General features: G+C 37.7%; 11 protein-coding genes and 2 tRNA genes. 9 read left to right on the forward strand and 4 right to left on the reverse strand.

Going from position 1 to position 19039, the window contains the following annotated elements; genetic code table 11:
• The first annotated feature begins 271 nt into the window (after positions 1 to 271).
• Positions 272 to 2887, forward strand: coding sequence for a DNA topoisomerase (ATP-hydrolyzing) subunit A (gene gyrA / locus PZ638_RS08325; protein ID WP_206277589.1), 2616 nt, complete (start codon positions 272 to 274; stop codon positions 2885 to 2887).
• Between the two features lie 213 nt (positions 2888 to 3100).
• Entirely contained in the window at positions 3101 to 5887 is a 2787-nt protein-coding gene (gene rcsC / locus PZ638_RS08330) for a two-component system sensor histidine kinase RcsC (protein WP_231665152.1), read from the forward strand.
• Between the two features lie 78 nt (positions 5888 to 5965).
• Here the strand turns inward: rcsC and rcsB are convergent, their stop codons facing one another.
• A complete protein-coding gene (gene rcsB / locus PZ638_RS08335; RefSeq protein ID WP_004259923.1) occupies positions 5966 to 6616 on the reverse strand; it encodes a response regulator transcription factor RcsB in 651 nt (216 codons plus the stop codon).
• A gap of 1 nt (position 6617) precedes the next feature.
• Complete coding sequence (rcsD, locus tag PZ638_RS08340) at positions 6618 to 9311, reverse strand: phosphotransferase RcsD (protein WP_275612126.1); 2694 nt, start codon at positions 9309 to 9311, stop codon at positions 6618 to 6620.
• 213 nt (positions 9312 to 9524) lie between these two features.
• Here rcsD and PZ638_RS08345 point away from each other — a divergent pair.
• The 3 genes from PZ638_RS08345 (at position 9525) to lpxL (ending at position 11186) form a co-directional block, all read left to right on the forward strand.
• Positions 9525 to 9612 (forward strand) — tRNA-Ser (locus PZ638_RS08345).
• 5 nt (positions 9613 to 9617) lie between these two features.
• Positions 9618 to 9693 (forward strand) — tRNA-Thr (locus tag PZ638_RS08350).
• Between the two features lie 569 nt (positions 9694 to 10262).
• Positions 10263 to 11186, forward strand: a complete 924-nt coding sequence (lpxL, locus tag PZ638_RS08355; protein ID WP_004259939.1) for an LpxL/LpxP family Kdo(2)-lipid IV(A) lauroyl/palmitoleoyl acyltransferase — start codon at positions 10263 to 10265, stop codon at positions 11184 to 11186.
• 482 nt (positions 11187 to 11668) lie between these two features.
• Here the strand turns inward: lpxL and gltP are convergent, their stop codons facing one another.
• Together gltP and PZ638_RS08365 are read right to left on the reverse strand one after the other, a co-directional pair.
• Positions 11669 to 12976 carry a glutamate/aspartate:proton symporter GltP gene (gene gltP / locus PZ638_RS08360; protein WP_004259943.1) on the reverse strand — a complete coding sequence of 436 codons (1308 nt, stop codon included), beginning with the start codon at positions 12974 to 12976 and terminating at the stop codon, positions 11669 to 11671.
• 563 nt (positions 12977 to 13539) lie between these two features.
• A complete protein-coding gene (locus tag PZ638_RS08365; protein ID WP_094962311.1) occupies positions 13540 to 14202 on the reverse strand; it encodes a GntR family transcriptional regulator in 663 nt (220 codons plus the stop codon).
• 404 nt (positions 14203 to 14606) lie between these two features.
• Here PZ638_RS08365 and PZ638_RS08370 point away from each other — a divergent pair, with 404 nt between their 5' ends.
• Genes PZ638_RS08370 through PZ638_RS08385 form a run of 4 tightly spaced genes read left to right on the forward strand, consistent with a single transcriptional unit; the run spans position 14607 to position 19029 of the window.
• Positions 14607 to 15848 carry an NRAMP family divalent metal transporter gene (locus PZ638_RS08370; RefSeq protein ID WP_004259957.1) on the forward strand — a complete coding sequence of 414 codons (1242 nt, stop codon included), beginning with the start codon at positions 14607 to 14609 and terminating at the stop codon, positions 15846 to 15848.
• A 14-nt stretch (positions 15849 to 15862) separates the two neighbouring features.
• The gene (locus tag PZ638_RS08375) at positions 15863 to 16642 is read left to right on the forward strand and encodes a LamB/YcsF family protein (protein WP_180312594.1); all 780 of its coding nucleotides are present in this window, start codon (positions 15863 to 15865) and stop codon (positions 16640 to 16642) included.
• A complete protein-coding gene (locus tag PZ638_RS08380; protein WP_164455525.1) occupies positions 16639 to 17445 on the forward strand; it encodes a putative hydro-lyase in 807 nt (268 codons plus the stop codon). Before PZ638_RS08375 ends, PZ638_RS08380 begins: the two co-directional genes overlap by 4 nt.
• Before the next feature lie 9 nt (positions 17446 to 17454).
• Positions 17455 to 19029: a 5-oxoprolinase subunit B/C family protein gene (locus PZ638_RS08385; RefSeq protein WP_180312595.1), complete on the forward strand. Its 1575-nt coding sequence runs from the start codon at positions 17455 to 17457 to the stop codon at positions 19027 to 19029.
• The last annotated feature ends 10 nt before the right edge of the window (positions 19030 to 19039 follow it).

Below are 19039 nucleotides of genomic sequence, written 5' to 3' on the forward strand. Positions count from 1 at the left end.
CCTATTAACGATAGTTATATTTAAACTGTATTTAAACTATGTTTAATAGGGGGAATAGTAGCCCGACAAGCATTGATGGCTAAAATATAAACAACAATGTAATTATTGCAGTTATTAATTGATAAACCTTCAAGTTTCGGACACATAAACTTAATTTTCCGCTATTATACATAGCTTGGAAGACAAATACCCGTCTCTTATTTTTATTAAATTGGCGAATTGTGGTATAGTTCTACTCTTTGAATCCGAAGTTATGAGGGACAGTGGTTCCATGAGCGAGATTGCCAGAGAAATCACACCAGTTAATATCGAAGAAGAGCTTAAAAGTTCGTATTTGGATTATGCAATGTCCGTTATTGTCGGCCGTGCGCTTCCAGATGTTCGAGATGGACTGAAGCCAGTACACCGCAGAGTACTGTATGCGATGAATGTATTGGGAAATGATTGGAATAAACCCTATAAAAAATCTGCCCGTATTGTTGGGGACGTCATCGGTAAATACCATCCACATGGTGATAGCGCTGTTTACGAGACAATTGTTCGTCTTGCACAGCCTTTCTCAATGCGTTACATGCTGGTTGATGGTCAGGGAAACTTCGGTTCAGTTGACGGAGACTCCGCTGCGGCAATGCGTTATACGGAAATCCGTATGGCGAAAATTGCCCATGAGCTACTTGCTGACCTTGAAAAAGAAACCGTTGATTTCGTTCCAAACTATGACGGAACAGAGCAAATTCCTGAAGTTATGCCAACGAAAATTCCAAACCTTTTGGTTAATGGGTCGTCTGGTATTGCGGTTGGGATGGCAACCAATATTCCTCCTCACAATTTAGGGGAAGTGATTAATGGTTGTCTTGCTTATATAGAAGATGAAGACATCAGTATTGAAGGTTTAATGGAACATATTCCAGGGCCTGATTTCCCAACAGCGGCTATTATCAACGGCCGTCGTGGGATTATTGATGCATATCGTACAGGACGTGGCAAGGTCTATATCCGTGCAAGCGCTGAAGTGGAAGTCGATGAGAAAAATGGTCGCGAAACCATTATTGTCAGCGAAATCCCTTATCAAGTGAATAAAGCTCGCTTGATTGAAAAAATTGCAGAGTTAGTTAAAGACAAACGTGTTGAAGGAATCAGTGCACTGCGTGACGAGTCGGATAAAGACGGTATGCGCATTGTTATTGAAGTTAAGCGCGATGCAGTGGGTGAAGTTGTCCTGAACAACTTATATTCCTTGACTCAATTGCAAGTTTCTTTTGGTATCAATATGGTGGCTCTACATCAAGGGCAACCGAAAATACTGAATTTAAAAGATATCATTGCTGCTTTTGTGCGTCACCGTCGTGAAGTTGTCACTCGTCGTACGATTTTCGAATTGCGTAAAGCGCGTGACCGTGCTCATATCCTTGAAGCACTGGCAATCGCACTTGCTAATATTGACCCAATTATTGAATTGATCCGTAAAGCACCAACGCCAGCTGAAGCTAAAGCAGGGTTAATTGCACGTTCTTGGGATCTGGGTAATGTAGCGGCAATGCTAGAGCGTGCAGGTGATGACGCAGCTCGTCCTGAGTGGTTAGAACCACAGTTCGGTGTTCATGAAGGGCAATATTTCCTGACTGAGCAACAAGCTCAAGCTATTTTGGATTTACGTCTCCAAAAATTAACCGGTCTTGAGCACGAAAAACTACTGGAAGAGTACCGTGATCTTCTAGTACAAATTGAAGCTTTACTGTTTATTTTACGTAGTCCTGAACGTTTGATGGAAGTGATTCGCGAAGAGTTAGAAATTATTCGTGATACTTATAATGACCCTCGTCGTACAGAAATTACAGAAAATACCGCAGACATCAATATTGAAGATTTGATCAATCAAGAAGATGTGGTAGTGACATTATCTCACCAAGGTTATGTGAAATATCAGCCTCTGTCTGATTACGAAGCACAGCGCCGTGGTGGTAAAGGTAAATCTGCTGCACGGACAAAAGACGAAGACTTCATTGAACGCTTATTGGTCGCCAATACGCACGACACCATCTTGTGTTTCTCAAGTCGTGGGCGTTTGTATTGGATGAAAGTTTATCAGTTGCCAGAAGCGAGTCGTGGTGCTCGTGGTCGTCCAATTGTTAACTTATTACCACTTGAGCAAGATGAACGCATTACTGCTATCTTACCTGTACGTGAATATGAAGAGGGCTATAACGTCTTCATGGCAACGGCGAGTGGTACTGTGAAGAAAACACCTTTACAAGAGTTTAGCCGCCCAAGAAGTGCCGGTATTATTGCAGTGAACTTGAATGAAGGTGATGAACTGATTGGGGTTGATTTAACCGATGGTTCAAATGAAGTCATGCTGTTCTCTGCACAAGGTAAAGTTGTGCGCTTCGCTGAAGATGCAGTTCGCCCAATGGGACGTACTGCAACGGGTGTTCGTGGAATTAAATTAATGGATAACGATAAAGTCGTATCCTTGATCATTCCACGTGGTGAAGGCCATATCTTAACTGTCACAGAAAATGGTTATGGTAAACGTACTGAAGAAGCAGAATACCCAACTAAATCGCGTGCAACTCAAGGGGTTATTTCTATCAAAGTGAGTGAGCGAAACGGTAATGTTGTTGGTGCTATTCAAGTTGATGAAACTGACCAAATCATGATGATTACGGATGCCGGCACATTAGTGCGTACCCGTGTATCTGAAGTGAGCGTCGTTGGCCGTAATACGCAAGGTGTGACCTTGATTAGAACAGCTGAAGATGAAAAAGTGGTTGGTTTACAACGTGTTGCTGAAACAGATGATGATGAAAATAATGATGATGAGAATGCGATTGAAAACACTGAAGAAAACGGTGTTGATGATGCAAATATCGACGATCAAGAGTAATTATCGCGTTTAATTTAATGAACGGGTAGCATATTAGCTGCCCGTTTTAGTTTCTAGTCTAAATTTCTTAGTTTTATTACTTTTCATGTCTGTCGCTTTTTTATTATGTAATCGAGTATAATTAGCGATCATCGTATCGAATATACAGGAAAACGCTTGAGATACTTACCCTCGTTTAAAACATCACTTAGACTTTCTCGGGATTTATTTCGTATCCTCGGCTTGATGTTGTGGGGCATGGGTGCTTTTATCACTTTATTTTTCCTTTATTCGCAATTTAATGAATACAAATCTGATCTTCGCCAGCAGTTCTATTCTGGGTATGAAAACCTACAAGTCTATATACAGCAAACGGCGGCGACACTGAATTCTATTCAGTCGATGACTGATCTGTACCAAATAAAGCTGCAAGAATCGACAGAGGAAAATACTTTTACGAGTAAATTTATGGAATTGCCAAATGCCTCTAATTACTCGTTCTATAAATTAACTCCGAATACGGATTGTGATCATTTTAGGGATAAAGCTGAAAACTATTTGCAGGCTTTTGAACAACTGAATTATTTTTGGAAAGAGAGTATTGCAGCGCCTCAAGCTTTAAACCATGTCTTTTTAGTGGGTTCGAAAAGTTATTGTCTGGTGGATTATCCTATTCGTTCTACAATATCGGATATAGAAATACTAAAAAAAGTTAGCTACGAAAGTGTGCGAACTTATCAAGGTTTAAGGCTACAAGGTAAAGAGCGTAAGCTATTTACCATTACGCATGGTGCTCAGCCGGATTATGGGCAGGTTTACTTAATTCAAGCAATCAAGCACGATAATCTGCTCCCCGCATTTATTGGGTTAGAACGTTCAATTAATTTAAATCAATTTAATATACGGCGAAATAAGGCTATCGAAATATTGATAATTAACGACTATAACCAGCCTGTTTTATATTCACCTACAGATATCAATCCTAAGAGCTCTGCATTGCTCAATATTTCTGAGCCTTCATTTTTCGGTTTTAACTCAGATTACTCAAAATTAATCTTCAAAAAAAGGTTAGCACCTTCTCAAATTACGGTCATTTTCTCAATTGCGACGTCGGAAATATTAGCGAGTTTAGAAAACACCATTTTTTACGGTATCCTCCTAAATATTTTTACGGGTGGGCTGATTTTCTTTTTAATTTGGTTACTTGAAAGGAAAATGCTAGAACCCGCAGAGAACACTGCGATACGGCTTGAGGAACATGAACAATTCAACCACAAAATTGTAGCATCAGCACCGGTCGGTATCATCATTTTAAGATTAACAGATGGTGGTAATATTCTCAGTAATGAATTAGCCCATGACTATTTTCGGCTGTTAAATGATGATGATAAACAGCGAATATTGACAATTATTCGCCAAAAATCGAGCAATTATATAGATGTGGTGACAACCAACGGCACACACTTACAAATTAGCTTTGTAAACTCTCGATACCAAAATGAAGATGTCGCTATTTGTGTATTAGTTGACATTAGCATTCGTGTTCAAATGGAAAAATCGCTACAAGATGTAGCCGATGCGGCGGAACAAGCAAACCATGCTAAGTCAATGTTTTTAGCGACAGTTAGTCATGAATTAAGAACGCCGTTATATGGAATTATTGGTAATATAGAATTACTACAACGTTATGAATTACCTGAGAAAGCAACACGCTTAGTCTCAACTATGGATAATTCATCTTCACTTTTATTGCAGATTATTAGTGATATTTTAGACTTTTCGAAAATTGAATCTAAGCAATTGAAAATAGAAAGCAAATTGTTTAATTGTCGAGAGGTTTTTGCGTTTGTATTAGCAAATTACCTGCCATTAGTCACGAAGAAAAAAATATCTTTATATTCTTTTATTGAGCCTAATATACCTGATCTCATTTTGAATGACCCTGTTCGTTTACAACAAGTGATTTCTAACATTGTTAATAATAGTATTAAGTTTACAGAATCAGGTTTTGTATTGCTTTATGTATGGAAAGATGAGAATTATTTAAAGATTGAAATACGTGATTCAGGGATTGGAATGACACATGCGGTGGTCATGAAGTTGTTTGATCCATTCTTTCAAGTTTATGACCAAAATAATATGGGCCATAAAGGAACTGGTTTAGGTCTAGCTATTTGCGAAAAACTGGTTAACCTCATGGATGGTGACATTGAGGTCAGTTCCCAAATTGGACTTGGTAGTTCATTTACTATTCGAATTCCTTTATATGGTCAAGAATATCTTAAGAAAAATATTCCAGAATACCGGGCTCATTATCGGATTGCTGTTTCGTGTCGAAATGAATTTTTAATGAACTTTCTTTTGCGTTTATTAAGTCAAGAACAATTTTCTGTTGTCCGCCATAATACAACGGATAAGACACAACATTATGATCTCTTAATAACTGATTATGAGCAGGCTGAAAGGGGCATTTGTGAACATCATATCCAATTATCAAGTATTTATGCTGGTGAACTCCACCAAATAAAACAAAACCAGTGGATTTATAATACATATCAATTAGATAAATTACCTATCTTAATTGATAAAGCCATCATGAAAACGGCCGAACAATCGCTGAAAAATAGTACAGTAAATCCATCATTGGTTGCTGACCATTCGTTAAGTGAACATCATGTATTAATTGTCGATGACCACCCAATTAATAGAGCATTATTGAGTGAACAATTAGCGACTATCGGTTTTACTACAGGCACAGCGATAGATGGGCTAGATGCATTAAAATATTTAGATAATCATCATGTTGATATTGTTTTAACGGATGTAAATATGCCAAATATGGATGGCTACCAGTTGGCAAAGGAACTGCGCCGTTTAGAGTTCAATTTACCCGTTATTGCATTAACTGCTAATGCAATGGCAGAAGAAAAGCAACGCTGTATTAACGCAGGAATGAATGATTGTTTATCAAAACCGACAACAATTGCAATTTTACGTGAGACTTTGACGCGCTATTGTTGAATGTGACTAAAAAAGGACGCAAAAATAAAAACCCATAATTGGGTTTTTATTGGCGTAGTCTTATAGTTAAAATGAAATTTACTCTGAAGGCGAGTTATCAATGCTGACAGAAGAAAGGTAATTCAGTAGCGCTATATCATTTTCAACACCTAATTTCAGCATAGCTGATTTTTTCTGGCTACTGATTGTTTTTATACTGCGGTTAAGTTTCTTTGCAATTTCAGTGACCAAAAAACCTTCAGCAAACAAGCGTAGCACTTCACTTTCTTTTGGTGATAAACGTTTATCGCCATAGCCGCTTGCATTGACTTTTTCTAACAGTTTGCTCACGCTTTCTGGTGTGAATTTTTTGCCTTTCTGTAAAGCCGCTAAAGCTTTAGGTAAATCAGCTGGCGCACCTTGTTTTAACACAATTCCTTCAATATCCAGCTCTAAAATAGCGCTAAGAATGGCAGGGTTATTGTTCATAGTGAGAACAATAATTGACAGGTCAGGATAATGCCGCTTGATGTATTTGATTAAAGTAATACCATCGCCATATTTGTCACCTGGCATAGATAAATCAGTAACTAGCACGTCTGCATTTAAACGTGCTAAGTTATTAATCAAAGAGGTTGAGTCCTCAAATTCCCCTACGATATTCACCCATTCAATTTGTTCAAGTGATTTTCTGATGCCGAAAAGAACGATAGGGTGATCATCGGCAACAATGACATTTAGGTTATTCATATTATTGGTTACCTTCTGGCATTAGTTTTTTGACTGAATTATCCAGCACGCTAATGCAATTTTTTATTTCCAATCCGTTTTCATCTGCTATGTAACGCTCCAAATCTTCACAAAGTTCATGAAGATAAGTAAATTCGAGCATAGCAAAAACTCCTTTTAAACGATGTGCAGTGTTTTTCAATTCGGTCAAATCCTCAACACTTTCACTATTATACAGTTTATTAATATCTATCGGTACTGTTGTGATAAACAAATCTCGATATCCGCTATTTGCCAGTGCTAATTGATAACTTGTAATTGCATTTTCAATTGATTCATTCGAGTTCTGTGAAAGCGCTTGAGTACTAACATGGTCTGGAGGCAAAATATCAGCATGCTCATGCTCTGCGTTTTCGATCAATAATGAGATAGCATCAATTAATTCATCAGCAAAATTGTAGTTAGTTTCGATATAATGAGGTTGTAATTGATTAATCCCTAAAAGAGTACCATTTACTTTAACAATATTTTCAAAACATTCCTCATTATTATCAGTTATCAAAAGATCCCAGTCGGTGTGATGGGAACTTTCACTTAAGTCCAAATATTCTGCTCCATAATTTGTTAATATGTTCCTAACAATCCGTGAGATATCTGCATTATGTATATTTAAACGTATACAAACATCTTCCAATAAAGCTGGGAAGTCTTTGACGAGCATTTCTTTAGCTGCAGGAAGCGTAATTTCATAATGAGTGCCTATTGCATCACTAGAACGAATAGAAAAAGTACCATTCATTTTTTTAACCAGTAACTTACATAAATAAAATGTAATGCCTGAACGCGTAAAGTTAGAAGCATTCAAAATTTGCCCAGTAAAAGGACTGTGTAAATTACTAAGCTCAAGATTACTGACCCCAGTTCCACTGTCTTTAATACTCAATAAAATTACATTTTTATTGGCATCATAAGATAACGCGAATGAAATTTTTCCAAAAGAGGTTGTCGCAATAGAATAATCCCAAATTAGTTGTATTAACTGTTTTAAATAATCAGGGTTTGCCATGATCAGTGAATCTGGATTGAGATTATTATGAAAATAAAGTGCTAACCCCTTGTTATTGCATTGGGATAAATTTTGTTTCAAAAACTCGCTAACAAGATTACTGATAGAAACGTTTTCAGTTTTTACTGAGCTAGCTTGAGACTCAAGCTGATTTAATAAGTTAATGTTTTTAAACCAGCGATTGATATAAAAAAGCTGACTTTCAATTTCTAAAATAAATTTGCGGTTATTTACGCTGACTATTTCGGATAATTTAGTTAATTGTTCATCCACCTTAATTAGTGAGGGTAATATCTCAGTACACATATTCTCAAATACAATCTTACGCATGTGAATATTTTTTTTGTACTCACGATTCGCTAATTCTTGACGTTTTTGGGTCAATGCTTCTTTGTCTTTGTCGATAATAATAAAGAGAACGGTATTGGGTTTTGTCATGCTATTGACAAGAATAACTTCATAGATAATATTCTCGATAGAAACTTGGATAACATCATGGTTTTCTATCGCCATTTCTTTAATGTGAATAAGATCCATAGAAGGTAATAACTGGTTAGCAATATCATTGCTCAGAATCTTTTTGTTAGTATTAAAGTCATAAACCAAAATACCGTATGAAATATGGCTGATAATATCGCTTGTCAATGATTCATTAAAACTCAGCTCTTGCAACATATTTGTATTGGGCGAAATAAGGCGCTTACGAATGAATAGCATGATCAGTAAAGCGAAGAAGATCATAATAAGCATGCCAGTCATTAGCCATAAGTTATAGCCAATAACATTAAAGATAATACTTTTTAATGAGACATGGTAATAAAGTTGATAGCTGGTGCCATCAATAGGGTGGGAGAAAATGAGGTTAGTTCCGACCCAAGTTGTATGAGGTTCATTGCTTCCTGTGCTTGCAGGGCGTGTATTAATCGTAAAAAAATCCCCATTTAAATTTGGAGGGATCAGTGAATTGATAGAAATATCAAAGGATATGACACTCGTTAGCTGCCCTGGAGAATTAAACATTAGCCGGTAAGTATAGTAAAAAAGGTTATCGGGAGAGTACTTTTGAATATTTGAAATTATTTCCCGTCGGTCTAATAATGTTGATTGAGTCAACATATCAGCACGTTTTTCTTCAGCAGTTAATGTGAGATAACTTTCTTTAAAACGTAGCTCAGGTTTAAGTATTGAATGAGTGGTCACTAAGACTAGGGTATTGTCTAAGCCATTGAGATAATACATTGAGTTATATTCATTACGGGCTCCCCAGACAATCTCCATATAATTTGCAAGTTTAGATGCTAAAACATTACTACTTTGCTTATTATTGCCAAATACAATAGCATCGATGGATTGGTTGGCACTACTTAGCCAAAAAATATCATGGCGTATTCCTGTCACGGCAAGCTGATCAGCGGATGGGGTAGAGGATTTATTATTGGCAATTTTGTAGATATGGCTTGCTTGATAACGATAATCTTCGATTTGATACGCTAACCGACTAGCCATACTGTTCAAACTAGCCTGACGGCTTTGAACCAATGCTTGATAGTAGTTAAATAGTGATAAACAAAGCATCACTATCAGCAGTAAAATAAATGCTGCGAAAATACGAAAAAGAGTGTTTGGCTTTAATAATGATTGTTTGTACATACTGTAGCAAGTCGTCCCATCGGCAAAAGTATTATTAGGTTAAAAATCATACGCCTAGAGAAAGGATAGACACCGATTTTGCACAGATATTACCATTTTTCTTGGAAAAGAGAGAGCAATTGAGTGAAGATTAGCCAAACGAAGTAAAAAAATCAATTTTTTTACTTTCAGGGGTAGACAAGTTGCTGGGATTCCTCCATAATCGCGCCCCATGGAGAGATGGCCGAGCGGTCGAAGGCAGCGGTCTTGAAAACCGCCGATGGGAAACCATCCTAGAGTTCGAATCTCTATCTCTCCGCCATATTCGCCGGCTTAGCTCAGTTGGTAGAGCAACTGACTTGTAATCAGTAGGTCACCAGTTCGACTCCGGTAGCCGGCACCAAATAAGAACCCGTTACATTTAATAGATGTAACGGGTTTTTTCTTGCTTGTAATCCATATTATTTAACTACCTTTAGTCGCTGATGTGACAAACTTCTGGCTCCATCACCAAAAGAACATCAATTTTTCTTTCCATCGCTGATTGTGGTGGCTTCTTGAAAGCACCAATAAAAAGTAACGATTAAATTGACAAAAATCAGCAAAAAAATTCGCAAAATGACAAAAGTGCATATTAATAGTGAGATTAATTAAGCCATATATGTGATAATTTTATCTGTTCCTTGCAGTTTAAGTGATTATGTTGTTGGCCTAACCGATGCATAGTTTTGATGAATAGAAAACGAACTTCACAGAGCTATTTATTAATTAGCCATATTAAAAATCAAATATTGCTTAATGGCTTGGAAAGATTATTCGGCTGTTATCTACTCGAAAGGGAGATGAACTGCAAGGTATTCAGATAGTTATGGGTGAAAACCCATCTTGTTGTAGTAATCATGTTGAATTTAAAAGACTAAATATTGTCTAAAATAGCGTGCATTCTGCAAAGGCGAAGTATTGGGAGATATAATGTACGCCAAAAACCCATTTTCACTGAAATTGGTCCACCCGAAGTATGTAGTAACTTGGGTGGGAGTTTTTATCTTATTTTTATTAGTTCAATTGCCGTATAAATGGCAAATGTGGCTTGGTGCTTTTTTAGGCAGTAATTCACGGTATTTTATTAAAAGAAGAGTATCAATCATTAAGCGAAATTTAGAATTGTGTTTCCCAAATAAAAACAAAAATGAAATAGATACTTTGGTGAATGATAACTTAAAATCTTTAGGTATCGCATTATTTGAAACTGGGATAGCCTGGTTTTGGAGTGATAAAAAAGTTAAAAAATTATTTCAAGTAAAAGGAATGTCCAATTACTTAGATGCTATTGCTAAAAATAAAGGTGTGATTATTGTTGGGGTCCATTTTATGTCACTTGAACTCGGTGGCCGGATTATGGGGCTTTGTTTTCCTGTTAATGCAATGTATCGTCCTCATAACAATAAAGCGATGGAATATATTCAGACAAAAGGGCGGTGTCGTTCAGGTAAAGGAATGATTGATCGTAAAAATTTAAAATTTATGGTTCAAGAGTTAAAAAGTGGTAAATCCATATGGTTTGCACCGGACCAAGATTTTGGAAGAAAAGGCACGATATTTGCGCCGTTTTTTTCTGTCAAAAATAGTTCCACGTCAAAAGGAACCTCAATACTTGCTCAATTATCTAAATCTCCAACACTCACGGTAACATTATTGAGAAATAAGAGCGGTGCTAATTATGATTTGGTACTGGGAAAAGAAATACTAGAATACCCAAGCTCTGATGCATTACAGGATGCAACAATAATTAACTCTATCTTAGAGGTTGAAATAATGAAAGCGCCCGAGCAGTACCTTTGGGCTCATCGCCGGTTTAAAACCCGGCCTGAAGGAGAAGTGTCACTTTATAGCTAGTTTTATATTTATCTATGGCACTTTAAAATTCATAATAATAGACGAGATAAACACATGTTTTATCTCGTCTATTAACAATTTATAGCCTTGTTTAGCACAAGGTTATCGTTATAACCAGCTGTGTAGCATAAAGTATGATAATGAAAATATAAAAATTACCATTAGGTGTTGGAGCACCTTTAAAAACAAAAGAAATCTTCTTACTTGATTCATTGTTTCCTGCTTTGGCGAATATAATAAACGGCTAATTAAAACTCTTTTTTAGTGTAGTTCCACTAATAATAAAATACCAATTTCCATTAAAAAAATTAAAGAAATGTGAAATAAATTACACTTAATAAGTAAAAATAACTAAGTTAATGAGTAATTAATAAATAATAAAATATCTGGTCATTTATTACGTAAAATACGTAAAAATCGAATAGCCTTCAATAACGATGTTAATCGAAGGCTATTCTAATATAGAGTTACTTTAGAATAAACTAAAAACTTTCTTCATATTCACGAGCTTTTTTATCGTCATAGTTATGTTCCCATTTGGCAATAACAAGTGCGGCTAGCGCGTTGCCTACAACGTTAAGTGCAGTACGTGCCATATCAAGAATTCTGTCAACACCCGCAATGAATGCTAACCCTTCTAGTGGGATACCGACACTTCCTAATGTGGCAAGCAGAACAACAAATGAAACTCCAGGGACACCCGCAATGCCTTTAGATGTGATCATAAGGGTAAATACTAAGATTAGTTCTTGCCCAATGGAGAGTTCGATACCATAGAGTTGGGCAATAAAAATAGCAGCAATACTTTGGTATAATGTAGAGCCATCTAAGTTAAATGAATAGCCAATTGGAATAACAAAGCTTGTTACGGATTTAGGAGCGCCATATTTTTCCATTTTATCCATAATACGAGGAAGTACGGTTTCAGAACTGGCTGTTGAGTAAGCGAGCAATAACTCATCTTTTAATATTTTCATTAAAGTGAAAATATTTATTCGACAATAACGAGCGACTAATCCTAGTACAACTACAGCAAAAAATATAATTGCACAATGGACGAGGATAACAAGTTTTAATAAAGGAACTAATGATGAAAAGCCGAAGTTAGCGACGGTAACGGATATTAATGCGAAAACCCCGATTGGGGCATACATCATAATCATATTTGTTACACGGAACATTGTTTCAGAGAAAGTCTGTAATACATTGAGTAACGGTTGTTTCTTCTCTGATGGTAAAGAAGAGAGCCCCAAGCCAAATAATACAGCAAAAAAGATGACTGGTAGCATATCACCACTTGCCATCGCTGCGAAAATATTACTCGGAACTAAAGTTAAGATCGTATTAATGATCCCCGAAGGGTGGCTTTCGACTTCTTGAGTGGTTTTTTCATATTGAGAAATATCGACCTGCGTTAATTGCGACATATCGATACCAACACCAGGCTGGAATATATTGGCAAAAGAGATACCGACGATAATGGCAATTGTAGTGATAATTTCGAAATAAAGGATAGTTTTAAAGCCGAGAGAACCTAATTGCTTAGTATTACCAACCCCGGCTATTCCAACAATTAGAGTCGATATAACAATAGGAACAACAATCATTTTGATTAACTGAATAAATATTTTACCTGCCGGGGAAAGAATATTTAGAATCAACCAATCTTTGTACTCTGTATTATCATGTAAAAGTGCACCAGCAATAACACCTAAAATAAGAGCAACCAGTATTTGCCATCCTAGGCCAAATTTAAACAGTTTCTTTTTAGTCACTTGGTTTAATGTCATAATGAAATCTCATTTTATATTAATAATTTTTATGTATGTGTTGTTATTATCATAAATTTTATATCGAATATTCGAGAAAACTACAACTATTAACTCGATAAATTTGAGTAATTTCAATATGTAATTTATATCAATATGTTTATTATGTTAAATTTAGATAGTAAAATAGCGATGCATGTTAAATGTTATGGATTTTTGTTAATAATCAGTAGATTTTAAGGTGAAGTTGTCATTTTAATTAAATGTAAGCAATTATTTTAAATTGTTAATGATATTGCTTTTTTGTTACTTATTTTTTCGCGAATAAAACTAGATAGAGTAAAAAACAACCTCTAAAAATAATCTTTTTATTGAAAAGTCAGCAGAATATAATTTTCTGTATAACTCATTCAATTTAATAAGTTAATAAAAAAAGAATTTAATTTGAGCTAATCATTATTAGAAGAATAGGAATTATTAAAATATCAAGGTATGACTATAAATGACCACCTACTAAAGTTTATGTAATGAAATTAGTAAGGGATGAGCGAGTTAAATAAGAAAACTATTAATATTAAAGCAACTCAAAGTGCAGATTGTTTCCGTTTAAATGCAGCGAGTAATGTGCGTTCAGAAAGGTCTAAGTAATCACGTAACATATTAGAGGCATCTAAATTTTGGCCAGAGTCTAATAATCTAAGAATAGAATGGTTTTTATCAATATAGGGAGCATATAAAATTTTAGGGTCATTAAGATGACCAAAGGCCAGCCGTAATTCAGCGGATACATTACGGTATAATTTAATTAAGCGTTCGCTGTCAGATAGCTCAACAATGGCAGTATGAAATTTCATATTTGCAGTTCCTACACCCACCCAATTTTCTGTCTTTTCATGTTCACGAGCTTCTTGAACAGCATCTTTCATTTTTTGAACTGATGGATGCAAGGCATATGCATGAGTTAGTGCATCACATTCAATGAGTCGGCGAACTTGATAAATATCGATAATGGCAGCCATATCAGGCACTGAGACAAATACGCCCTTATTTGGGGCATAAGTTAATAAACCTTCCTGTGTGAGTACGCGAAAAACTTCTCGCAATGTATTTCGAGAAATATCGAGTTCCTCACTTAATGCTGCTTCAGATAAGCGTTGACCTGGTGTGATCTCCCCAACTGTTATCTTATGGCGTATAACTTCTGCAATAGTGACAGATAAAGTTTGTACAACAGGTTGTTTTTTCATAATAAAGGCTAATTTTAGTCTCAGGGGTGATAAGGCGTTATATTCCCATATTCAAGTTATAGCAGCAAGTTTCCTTTCTCTATTACTTATTCCATTCCATATATTTGCACAAGAATAGTGAAATTTAAATTTATTGCATCAATTTGGTGCAAATTGCTCGATAAACAATATGGTTTGTCAGCCAAAATTGTTAAAAAAGTGATCTCGTCTTGATTTTTAAACCAGCAATTACGATTTTTATTGATTGTTTATTCATCATTTAATACTAATTGTTCAACAATCTATTAAAAATGAATTAACAATACAGCTAACAAGTAGAACAATGGCACGATAATTGCCTTAGTGATTGTGACATCAACAACTACATTAATAATTAAAACAATAACTATTAGAGGAGTATTCATATGGCAGCTCAAGAAAGTGCACCAAGTACTGCTGAATATGTGAAAAGCCGCCGTTCATCACTGATAAGCGCAATCTTTTTAATGGCAACCTCAGCCATTGGGCCTGGGTTTATCACACAAACTGCGACTTTTACCGTGACATTAGGAGCCGCTTTTGCCTTCGGGATATTAGCGTCTATTGTGATTGACTTCATTGTGCAGCAAAACATATGGCGGGTTGTTACCCTGACTAAAATGCACTCATCCGAAATTGCGAATGCCACAATTCCTGGGAGTGGCTATTTATTAGCGATATTAGTTATTTTTGGCGGGCTAATATTTAATATTGGCAATATAGCTGGTGCAGGTTTAGGGCTTAATGCGTTAGTCGGATTAGACCCGAAATGGGGCGGTTTGATTAGTGCATTATTGGCAATTTATATTTTTTCCTCCCGTAAGGCCAGCACCTTTATCGATAGGTTAATCATTGGGTTAGGTGTAGTAATGATTGGCTTAACTTTATTTGTCGCTATCGCATCAAACCCACCTGTTGGGGAAGCATTACGTCAAAGCGTATTACCTGACACAGTTGATTTTGCCATGATAACCACTATTGTTGGGGGCACTGTTGGGGGATATATCTGTTATGCAGGCGCTCATCGCTTATTGGATAAAGGCGCTGTAGGTATTGAAAACATTAAAGTTGTTTCTAGCGCAGCCACAAAAGGCATCTTAGTTGTTGGGTTGATGCGTTACATTTTGTTCTTGGCTATCTTAGGTGTGGTAGCCAGTGGTGTGACTATTGATATTTCAGGGCATGCTGCAAACCCTGCATCTCAAGCATTTCAGGCTGCCGCTGGTAATTTTGGTTTACGTATTTTTGGTTTAATTCTATGGGCTGCTGCACTCACCAGTGTGATTGGTGCAGCGTATACCTCAATGAGCTTCTTAACGGCATTTAAGTCCTCTATTACAGAAAGGCAGCGTAATGTTGCAACGATTATATTCATCGCAGTTTCTCTGATTGTTTATTTATCCATGGGAACAGCCCCCGCTGCATTATTAGTTTTTGCTGGTGGTTTCAATGGGTTAATTTTACCTATTGGTTTAACTTTATTTGTTTATATCGGCTGGAAGCGCTCAGATTTAATGTCGGGTTACCATTATCCACGTTGGCTATTATGGTCAGGTGTCGTGACATGTGCGCTAACTTGGTATATGGGCGCGATGTCTGTCGGTGCAATCTTTAATTATCTGAAATAACTCAAGGAGTAGCCATGAAAAAGCAAATTGATTTAAATAGCGACCTTGGGGAGAGTTTTGGACAATGGGAAATGGGCAATGATACCGCCATTCTTCCCGTTGTTAGTAGTGCGAACATTGCCTGCGGTTTTCATGCAGGCTCACCTGAAGGGATATTAAAAACCCTTAACGCGGCGAAGGAAAATGGTGTTGCTGTTGGTGCTCATGTTGGTTATCCCGACTTAGTGGGATTTGGTCGACGTAATATGGATATTGCATCGAGTGAATTAACTGCAGACGTGATTTATCAAATTGGTGCATTACAAGGGTTAGCAACCGCAGCAGGGGCACAAGTTTTATATGTTAAGCCTCATGGTGCACTGTATAACACGATTGCTCATGATAAACGCCAAGCAATGGCCGTTATTGATGCGATATTAGCCATTGATAAGCAATTGATATTAGTGGCATTAGCAGGGTCACCATTAATTGAGTGGGCAAGAGAATGTGGCTTAAATGTGGTCGCAGAAGCTTTTGCTGATAGAGCTTATAACAGTGATGGCACATTAGTATCTCGAAAATTAGCCGGTTCAGTATTACATGACCCACAGATAGTTGCAGACCGCATGTTGCAGTTGGTCATGGAAGGCGGAGTGATGTCGATTGATGGAAAATTTACACCTGTTGACGCTGGGTCGATTTGTGTTCATGGGGATAGCCCTGGCGCCCTTGAAATGGCGAAACAGGTGCGAGCCGTATTAGAACAACAAGGTATTGAAATTTATGGTTTTGCCCATAAAGGAGATCATGAATGACACAGCTAATGAAAGCATCACTGCAGGCCATCGAAGCTGCTCGCCTTGCACGGCAAGCTATCCGCGAAGGATATGACAAACCAACAGCAGGCCTTGCCCCGGGTATGACTCAAGCCAACATGATTGCGTTGCCACGTGACTGGGCATTTGACTTCTTATTATATGCTCAGCGTAACCCAAAGAGCTGCCCTGTTTTAGACGTATGTGAAGCAGGGAGCTGGCAAACTGTCCTAGCTGAAGGTGCCGATTTACGCACGGATATCCCACGTTACCGTGTGTGGGAAAAAGGACAATTAATTGATGAAATTACGGATGCGACAGCAATCTATCAACAACATCCTGATTTAGTCACTTTTTTAATTGGTTGCAGTTTTACATTCGAAACGCCAATGATTGAAGCAGGTATTGATATACGGCATATCACGGATAAATCGAATGTTCCGATGTATAAGACTAATCGTCTTTGTCGCCCAGCAGGGCGTTTACAAGGCGAATTAGTGGTTTCAATGCGACCAATACCTGCAAATCGCGTGGCTGATGCAGTGAGTATTACTGGTCGGTTTCCCGCAGTGCATGGCACTCCTGTTCATATTGGTGCGCCAGAACAATTAGGTATTGCTGACATTATGCAGCCTGACTTCGGTGATGCGGTTCGTATTGAAGAGGGCGAAATTCCCGTTTTTTGGGCTTGCGGTGTAACGCCTCAAGCGGCAGTAATGAAATCTGGGGTTCCATTCGCATTAAGCCATGCACCCGGTTACATGTTTATTACGGATGTACCTGATGCCGCATATCACATATAGAGGTGCCAATTGAGATTTTTACCCGTCAATTTAAGTGCTTTTATGGTGGAGTTGGAATGTCTTGAACAAACAATGGCATTGGCTGATTCTTTAACAGAAATGCCCATTTATGGGATTGATGAAATAACACCAGCAGCAAGGACGATTTTAATTCGTTACAACCCGTTCAGGATTGATGTAAATGAGTTGGTTGAAAAGATATCGGTTAGGGATGTGTCGAGAAGAGTTGGTAAGGCCAGTAAATTGGTCACTATCCCTGTTCATTACAATGGAGAGGATCTTTCGGATGTTGCAGCGCATTTAGGGATATCCACTGCAGAAGTGATACGTCGTCACACAGAAAATGAATTTCAGGTTGCATTTAGCGGTTTTGCTCCGGGTTTTGGTTACATGGTGTCGAAAGGCGCTAATCTGAATGTTCCAAGGCGTCAATCACCAAGAGTGCGTATCCCTGCGGGATCTGTTGCCTTAGCCGGGGAGTTTAGCAGTGTTTATCCACAAGCTAGCCCAGGGGGATGGCAGTTAATCGGTGTGACTGAGCTATTAATGTGGGATATCAATCGACCAGAACCCGCACTTGTTCAGGCAGGCATGCGGGTAAACTTTGTTGATGCAACAAAAAGCCAGATTAGCTATAGCTTGCCAACTAAAGTAAGTATTGAAAAAAATGCTGAGAATGTCAGTGCTGATTTAACCGTTTTAGCGACAGGATTACAGGTTTTATTTCAAGATTTAGGGCGTATTGGCCAATCAGCATTAGGTATTTCAGAATCTGGCAGTATGGATAAATCGGCATTGCGTAGTGCAAACCGTATTGTGGGGAATAAATCAGACTCCGCCGTTTTAGAGATAACGCAAGGTGGGTTTAAGGCACAAGTGCACAAAGACCTTATTATTGCAGTGACTGGTGCGCCTTGTTCTATTGAGGTTATTACGGAAGAACACCAACAATATCAAGTTAATACTTATCAACCGATTCATTTAGCAAAAGGCGACACCATTAAATTAAGCCGTCCGAACAAAGGTGTACGTAGTTATTTCGCTGTGCGGGGTGGTTTTAATATTGAACCTATTTTATCGAGTTGCTCGTTTGATACGCTGGCGCAAGTTGGCCCAGCCCCAATCAAGGTAGGTCAAACATTAACGGTTAGCACTGATTCGTCTCCATTAGCCGTTTCATTAAATGAGACACCTGCTTTTGATTACCCAGCAGAAAATGATGTTGTGGTTTTGGATGTGATATTGGGACCTCGAACGGATTGGTTTACAAAACAAGCCGTTGGCCAACTAACAAGGCAATTATGGCAAGTCACTGCGTCATCAAATCGAATAGGCCTGCGCTTATCTAGTGAAAAACCGTTAGAGCGCGAACAACTACAGGAGCTACCGAGTGAAGGAACTTGCATTGGGGCTATTCAAGTGCCAGCAAATGGCCAGCCCGTTTTGTTTCTCAATGATCACCCTTTAACCGGCGGTTATCCCGTCATTGGCGCGGTATGTGAATACCATTTGGATTTAGCAGGGCAAATCCCTGTGAATGCCAAAATACGTTTTAATCCACTTGGTGAATTTAAAGTATTATAAGGGAGCCATT

This window comes from Providencia hangzhouensis (genome assembly GCF_029193595.2).
GTDB classification, from domain to species: Bacteria; Pseudomonadota; Gammaproteobacteria; order Enterobacterales; family Enterobacteriaceae; genus Providencia; species Providencia hangzhouensis.

Excerpts from the sequence above, each read along its gene's own strand:
- gltP (WP_004259943.1), bottom strand. The coding sequence starts at position 12,976 with ATGACATTAAACCAAGTGACTAAAAAGAAACTGTTTAAATTTGGCCTA.
- lpxL (WP_004259939.1), top strand. The coding sequence starts at position 10,263 with ATGTACGCCAAAAACCCATTTTCACTGAAATTGGTCCACCCGAAGTAT.
- gyrA (WP_206277589.1), top strand. The coding sequence starts at position 272 with ATGAGCGAGATTGCCAGAGAAATCACACCAGTTAATATCGAAGAAGAG.
- PZ638_RS08365 (WP_094962311.1), bottom strand. The coding sequence starts at position 14,202 with ATGAAAAAACAACCTGTTGTACAAACTTTATCTGTCACTATTGCAGAA.
- rcsB (WP_004259923.1), bottom strand. The coding sequence starts at position 6,616 with ATGAATAACCTAAATGTCATTGTTGCCGATGATCACCCTATCGTTCTT.
- PZ638_RS08380 (WP_164455525.1), top strand. The coding sequence starts at position 16,639 with ATGACACAGCTAATGAAAGCATCACTGCAGGCCATCGAAGCTGCTCGC.
- PZ638_RS08370 (WP_004259957.1), top strand. The coding sequence starts at position 14,607 with ATGGCAGCTCAAGAAAGTGCACCAAGTACTGCTGAATATGTGAAAAGC.
- PZ638_RS08375 (WP_180312594.1), top strand. The coding sequence starts at position 15,863 with ATGAAAAAGCAAATTGATTTAAATAGCGACCTTGGGGAGAGTTTTGGA.
- rcsD (WP_275612126.1), bottom strand. The coding sequence starts at position 9,311 with ATGTACAAACAATCATTATTAAAGCCAAACACTCTTTTTCGTATTTTC.